Annotated in this window: 4 protein-coding genes, 1 tRNA gene and 1 pseudogene; 5 read left to right on the top strand and 1 reads right to left on the bottom strand. The window is 32.4% G+C overall.

Annotated elements, in window-relative coordinates; genetic code table 11:
* Nucleotides 1-320: 320 nt before the first annotated feature.
* The 3 genes and pseudogenes from P8K68_RS08120 (at nucleotide 321) to P8K68_RS08130 (ending at nucleotide 4,844) form a co-directional block, all read left to right on the top strand.
* Nucleotides 321-1,931 (top strand): phosphatase, encoded by a 1,611-nt coding sequence (locus P8K68_RS08120; RefSeq protein WP_300249375.1) that lies wholly within the window; start codon nucleotides 321-323, stop codon nucleotides 1,929-1,931.
* A gap of 109 nt (nucleotides 1,932-2,040) precedes the next feature.
* The gene (locus tag P8K68_RS08125; RefSeq protein ID WP_300249377.1) at nucleotides 2,041-3,873 is read left to right on the top strand and encodes a cytochrome c peroxidase; all 1,833 of its coding nucleotides are present in this window, start codon (nucleotides 2,041-2,043) and stop codon (nucleotides 3,871-3,873) included.
* Between the two features lie 94 nt (nucleotides 3,874-3,967).
* Nucleotides 3,968-4,844 (top strand): annotated as a pseudogene (locus P8K68_RS08130) (IS982 family transposase).
* Nucleotides 4,845-4,857: 13 nt separating this feature from the next.
* On the opposite strand, the gene P8K68_RS08135 reads toward P8K68_RS08130, so the two are convergent.
* Nucleotides 4,858-5,001 carry a hypothetical protein gene (locus P8K68_RS08135; protein WP_300249380.1) on the bottom strand — a complete coding sequence of 48 codons (144 nt, stop codon included), beginning with the start codon at nucleotides 4,999-5,001 and terminating at the stop codon, nucleotides 4,858-4,860.
* A 163-nt stretch (nucleotides 5,002-5,164) separates the two neighbouring features.
* Here P8K68_RS08135 and trxB point away from each other — a divergent pair, with 163 nt between their 5' ends.
* Together trxB and P8K68_RS08145 are read left to right on the top strand one after the other, a co-directional pair.
* The gene (trxB, locus tag P8K68_RS08140) at nucleotides 5,165-6,145 is read left to right on the top strand and encodes a thioredoxin-disulfide reductase (protein WP_300249381.1); all 981 of its coding nucleotides are present in this window, start codon (nucleotides 5,165-5,167) and stop codon (nucleotides 6,143-6,145) included.
* A gap of 102 nt (nucleotides 6,146-6,247) precedes the next feature.
* Nucleotides 6,248-6,322, top strand: a tRNA-Pro gene (locus tag P8K68_RS08145).
* The last annotated feature ends 275 nt before the right edge of the window (nucleotides 6,323-6,597 follow it).

The following is a 6,597-nucleotide window of genomic DNA, read 5'->3' on the forward strand; positions in this document are numbered from 1 at the left end:
TCAACTGTTTACAGATGAATCTTGCATCGCAAGTACTGATAATTCTGTGGTTTTTTAAAATCACTTTCTTTTTAAGGGCATGTTTGCTTAAAAATACATGTAAATTGACAGTTATTCTACTTCAATAAATCTAAAAAATATAGTCATTCATTTTTAATACAAATGATATTAAACTTAAAAATGTCTTAATTAATACTCAGTTAAACTTCTTAACTTATAACTAACCATAAGTTAATCAAACCACATTCTTAGCTTAACAAGTTTTACAAAGTCTAATTATAAATTTGGTGCATAAAAATTAACCAAAAAAATTTTAGATTATGAACAAATTATTTAGACTCGTACTATTACTTTTAATTAGTGTTATAACTACTACAACATTTGTTAGTTGTGAAGGCGAAGATGGAATTAATGGTATAGATGGCGTTGATGGTGCTGATGGTGTTGATGGTGCTGACGGAATGGATGGTGCTGATGGTGAAGATTTAACTGTTGCTGAAATGGAGCCGTTAATCTCCTCAGTAATTCCCAATTCAGTCTTTGCATTGAAAGGTCAATTTACTTCCGCAAATTTATCAATGATTATGACTTCTCAAGATATCCTGCCAACGGATTCTACTTTTGTCTATGGAGGATATATGGATGGCGCTGCACTTTTTCCTTACGGAGATGGTACATATGCACTCATAAACAATTTAGAGGTAGATTATTCAATTGCAAGAATTAGATTAAACTCAGATTTACAAGCACTTGAAGGGGATTACATCGTAAATTCTACAGCCACCGCTTTTACGGCTATGTGTTCTGGCTCTTCAATTACTGTTGAGGAGCATGGTTTTGGACCGTTATACCTATCTGGTGGTGAATGGGGAGGCAATGCTAAAGGTGTTTATAGAATAAATCCTTTCCGCTCTAAAGAAGACCGTGTTGAAGCAGATAGATTACCTGCTCTTGGTGAGTGGTCTACTGAAAATGCTGTTGTAATTGGCAAAGATGCTTACCCAGGTCAAACTGTAGTTTTTATGGGAGATGATGATAGTAATAATTCTTATCCTGAAGCCCATTTTGCCATGTATGTTGGATCTAGAGGTGATTTAAATGGTGGAGACCTATACGTATTAAAAGGAAAAAACCCAATAGAAACTGCACCAGGAGCTGGAGGTCAGTTATTTGAAATGGGTATGTCAGAAGGTACCGATTACGATGTTGAGTGGGTAAAAGTTAACGAACGAACTATTGATGAATTGAATCAAGAAGCTATAGATTTAAAAGCTATAGGTTTCCAGAGAATTGAAGACATAGATTGGCAAAAAGGTTCTGCTTCAGCTAACAGAAATGTATTTTTTAATGCTACTGGAAGGTACAGATCGAATAACCCAGATTTAGCAAACAGAGGAACTACTTTTGGGAGAGTATATAAATTACAATTAAACCCAGATAACCCAACTGCAGATGCTAAATTAACTGTTGTGGTTGATGGTGATAAAGAAAATGGTATTGGTGATGGTATGCACTCGCCAGATAATATTATGGTTACAGAAAACTATGCTTACATCCAAGAAGATCCAAATGGTTATGCTTCATTAAACTCTGATATTACTGGTTATGCGAAGTTATGGCAATATGATATTACAGCTGGAACTTTACAAGAAGTCATGGAGTGTGATCAAACTACTGCTAGTGGGTTGAATATTGGGAACACAAGTTCTATGTGGGAAATTACCGGTTTAATTGATGTTACTGATATTATTGGATCATCAGAATCTACGTTTATAGGTGGTGCTCAAGTACATGGTTGGAGACCAGATGTTAATCCAGATAATGCTCAAAGAGCTGATGGAAGTTTCTTCTTCGATCCAACTGCCATATTTGAATCTGAGGCAGCGAAGGAAGGTTCTTTTTTATTTAAAATTACTGGTTTACCTAGATAGTCTAGCATAATAATAATAATAATAATAATAATAATAATAATAATAAATCGAAAAGGTTTTCTTAAGGAGAGCCTTTTCATATTTAAAACAACACCTGAATATTTAATAAATGAAATTTCTAAAAATTCTAGTATTAGTTCTTTTAACTTCATCAATTATAGTATCATGTAAAAAAGAAAATACTATATCAACTATTAAAACAATATCTGCTACCGAAGAGTCGATATTTAATGAAAATATTAGACAGTATTATTTTCAAACCTTAGATAGTGCTTCCTTTTACGTCCACCGGATAGATACACTTCAACCAATAGAAAAAAATAGGAGTAACTTCTTGCTTAGTAGAAAATGGTATAAGAAAGCAGAACCGCTAATGATTGCTTACGACTATCAAAATTATTTATCTATGAATGCTCCAAACCTTTTAAAGGTAGAAATAGATGACCATACAGATATCAAAAAAATTAAACCTAAAAGTTATCAAGTACTTGAAGAATATTTGTTTGGAGTGGATGATGTTTCACATAAAGAGTTATTTAGCATATACAATTATCTGCAAGCAAGAATTCCCTATATCAGAAAAAATCACAATATTTATAACCAAAGCGACAGACATCATTTAAAAATGATTAGAGATGCCATTGTAAATATTGCTACTAAAGGGATTACAGGATTTGATTCACCTATACTTGCAAACTCATTAAGAGAGGCGGTATACAACTACGAATCAATAAAATATGTTATCTCTACTTATAAAAATACGCTTAACACTATTCTATATAATAATTGGATGAGTGAGATTAATAACTCTATTAAGACCTTGGACACAAGCGATTTTGATACTTTCGATAGATATTCATTTATTAAAAACCATACAAATAAACAATTAGAGTTAATTAACAATATAACTGAAGATTGGAAAATTGAGTTAAGTAAATCTAGACCTTTAGACCCAACAAGTACCAATATATTTTCAGCATCATTTTTTAATAAAAAAATGTTTGCTCCTCCACATTCTCCAGAAATTTCAGATGAAAGAATTGCTTTAGGCGAGGTATTATTTAATGATGAAAGCCTGTCTGGTTCTAATACAATAAGCTGTGCTACGTGCCATATAAAGGAAAAAGCATTTACCGATGGTCTTAAAACAGCCTTAGGATTAAACGGAGAAGCACTTCTGCGTAATACGCCTTCACTTTCTTACGCTGTATATCAAAAAACTTTTTTTTATGATGGACGCGGAGATGGTATTGAAGGGCAGATAGTTAGTGTAGCTAATAATAAAAATGAATTCCATATCGATTTAAATACACTAGAGAAAAGAATACAAAACAACCCAGCTTACAAACAACAATTTGACTCTTTATACGAAGGGAAAATAAATAATCGGAATATAAGACATGCGATAGCTACATACATACGTAGTTTAACGCCTTTTGATTCTAAATTTGATAGAAATATGCAAGGTTTAGAAAATACTTTAAATAATGAAGAGGTTTTAGGTTTTAACTTATTTATGGGAAAAGCAGCATGTGCTACCTGTCATTTTCCACCAGCATTTTACGGAACTGTACCACCAAAATTTGATGAAACCGAATTCGAAAATTTAGGACTCACCAAAACTACAGATTTTAAAAACCCTCTTTTAGATGAAGACCCTGGCTTGTACTACCCTTATAAAGTCGAAGAAAGACGAGGTTTTTTTAAAACATCAACTGTTAGAAATATTGAATTGACAGCTCCTTACATGCATAATGGTGCTTTTGAAACTTTAGAGCAGGTACTTGAATTTTATAATTTTGGTGGTGGACAAGGCATGGGTCTGGATGTTCCGTATCAAACCTTGCCATCAAGCAGTCTAGGTTTAACTAAAAATGAAATTCAGGCTATTATTGCTTTTATAAAGTCACTAACTGATAATTCAATAGCCGAATATAACTAATTTAAAGAAACCCGTTGTGCATTATGATTTAAAAGAAAAAAGTTATCCATATTGCTGAAAATCAGCAAACTGATTTAACCACAAATCATTAATAATAAACAACTTAAATGAAAATTACGAAAGAATAGAAGTGTTAAGAAAAATATCAAAAGAACAGCTTTTAACTCATCAAAGGCGTTAACCAAAGCTTAGCGATTTAGAACTTATTAGTTTGAGTCTAACTGCTGAATTTATGGGAATAGATAGTAAGAATAACTTGTTTAGAAAACTTCTAAAGCATATGTTAGCAAGAATTGAGCGCAGTGTTTACAACAGGCGACGAAGAAAACTAGCTAATGAGCACAATGATATTCGATTAAAATTAGCTTCTGTTTTTTAATGAGTTTGAAAATTATTTCGTTGTAGATAGTATGCCTTTAGAAGTATGTAAATTATCACGAATCTCACGCTCAAAAATCTGTAAAGAAGAAGCTTATGCGTTCCCTGACAAGGGTTTTTTGTGCTGCGAAAAATCTACTTACTATGATTATAAATTACACTCTGCTTGCTCTGTAAATGGCGTTTTTCAAAGTGTAGATTTAAGTCTAGCTTCTGTACGCGACATCAATTATCTAAAAGATATTAAGATGCAAATACGTGACTGCACATTAATTGGAGATAGCGGTTGCTTATCAGCTAAAATCCAACTTAATCTGTTTGAATCCTGCAATATAAAACTCAATACACCTATGAGAAATAATCAAAAAGATTATAAGAAACAACCTTATTTGTTTCGGTAAAAAAGAAAAATAATAGAAACATTATTTTCTCAACTGTGAGACCAGTTTATGATAAGACGCAACTAAGCAAAGACTTTTGAAGGATTTAAAACGAGAATATTATCTAAAATAATCGCCCTAACAACGATTCAGTATATTAACAAATTTATATTTGACAGAAACATTAACAATATTAAAACTAGCATTATTTAAAATGCACAACGGGTTAACTTACTAACTTCCAAGCACCTTCTAAAGTATTAATTTCACTATCAGTTTTAGAAGCTTTTTTGTTTACCGTATCTGAGTTTGAATTGTCTTTACAAGAATAAAATAAAACAATACAAACAATTAATAATAAATTTTTCATGACTACGTAAATTAAAAGGTTAGTATTCTATAAGTTACATAAAAAACGAACACATATTTATTTATATAATTTAGAATTATTAAACTATAAAAACTGTTGATAACTTCTCTGTTAGGTTATAGTCAAAAATTCTACTTTTGTTAAGATAAAATTTATAGAAACTATGTCTGAAAATATAGAAAAAGTTAAATGCCTAATTATAGGTTCTGGACCAGCAGGTTATACTGCCGCTATTTATGCAGCTAGAGCTAACATGAAACCTGTGTTGTATCAAGGTACGCAACCAGGGGGGCAGTTAACAACAACGAATGAGGTTGAGAACTTTCCGGGTTATCCTGAGGGGGTTACAGGGCCAGAAATGATGATGCAATTGCAAGCACAAGCAGAACGTTTTGAGGCAGATATTCGAGATGGTTGGATAACTAAAGTCGATTTTTCTGGAGATGTGCATAAAGTTTGGGTTAATGAAGAAAAAGAAATTCACTGCGATACTATTATCATTTCAACAGGAGCTTCTGCGAAATATTTAGGCTTAGATTCTGAACAAAAATATTTAAAATTAGGCGGAGGTGTTTCTGCATGTGCTGTATGTGACGGATTCTTTTACAGAAACCAAGAAGTTGTTATTGTAGGAGCAGGAGATTCAGCTTGTGAAGAGGCACATTACTTATCAAAGCTTTGTAAAAAAGTAACCATGTTGGTTCGTAGAGATGAGTTTAGAGCTTCAAAAATAATGGCTTCTAGAGTCAAGAATACTGAAAATATTGAAATACTTTTCAATACTGAAACTGATGAGGTTTTAGGAGATGGGCAAGTAGTAACTGGTGTTCGAGTTTTTAACAATCAAACCAATAAAAAGCATGATATTCCTGCAACTGGATTTTTTGTAGCTATTGGACATAAACCTAACACAGATATCTTTAAAGGGTTTTTAAAATTAGATGAAACAGGTTATATTATTAACACACCTGGAACATCCAAAACTAATATTGAGGGTGTTTTTGTGTCTGGTGATGCAGCAGATCATGTATACAGACAAGCCGTAACAGCAGCAGGAACAGGTTGTATGGCAGCCTTGGATGCAGAACGTTATTTGGCAGCTAAAGATTCAACATTCGAAGTGTCAACACCAACATATAATTAGAATAGGATAATTTAATATTACTAAAAACCAAAGCATATGTTTTGGTTTTTTTCCCGTTTTATAAATATGCGGCAAAAGATTTTCTTTGAAATCTAAAATATTCGGGATGTGGCGCAGTCCGGTTAGCGTACACGGCTGGGGGTCGTGTGGTCGCAGGTTCAAATCCTGTCATCCCGACTTAGAAAAAAAGTGATTTGCCCTTGCAAATTGCTTTTTTTGTTTCTGTGAGTGGGTAGAATTTATTCTACCCACTCACAGAAATTAAAAAAGAAGGCCGTAGGCTTTCACTTTTCTATTAGCAAAAAGGGTTTATTAACCTGAGTTCGATTAATATTTAGATAAGTTTTAATAGTAAAAAAGATAGATTTTTAGTAAATTAAAGTACTGAAATTCAATTTATTAATCTAAAAACCTATCTATGTTTTGTTACTCTAAAATTACAGATTTATTTT

Source organism: Algibacter sp., assembly GCF_029245835.1.
Taxonomy (GTDB): Bacteria; Bacteroidota; Bacteroidia; order Flavobacteriales; family Flavobacteriaceae; genus Algibacter_B.

Coding starts and splice junctions, on each gene's coding strand:
- P8K68_RS08125 (WP_300249377.1), top strand. CDS start 2,041: ATGAAATTTCTAAAAATTCTAGTATTAGTTCTTTTAACTTCATCAATT.
- trxB (WP_300249381.1), top strand. CDS start 5,165: ATGTCTGAAAATATAGAAAAAGTTAAATGCCTAATTATAGGTTCTGGA.
- P8K68_RS08120 (WP_300249375.1), top strand. CDS start 321: ATGAACAAATTATTTAGACTCGTACTATTACTTTTAATTAGTGTTATA.
- P8K68_RS08135 (WP_300249380.1), bottom strand. CDS start 5,001: ATGAAAAATTTATTATTAATTGTTTGTATTGTTTTATTTTATTCTTGT.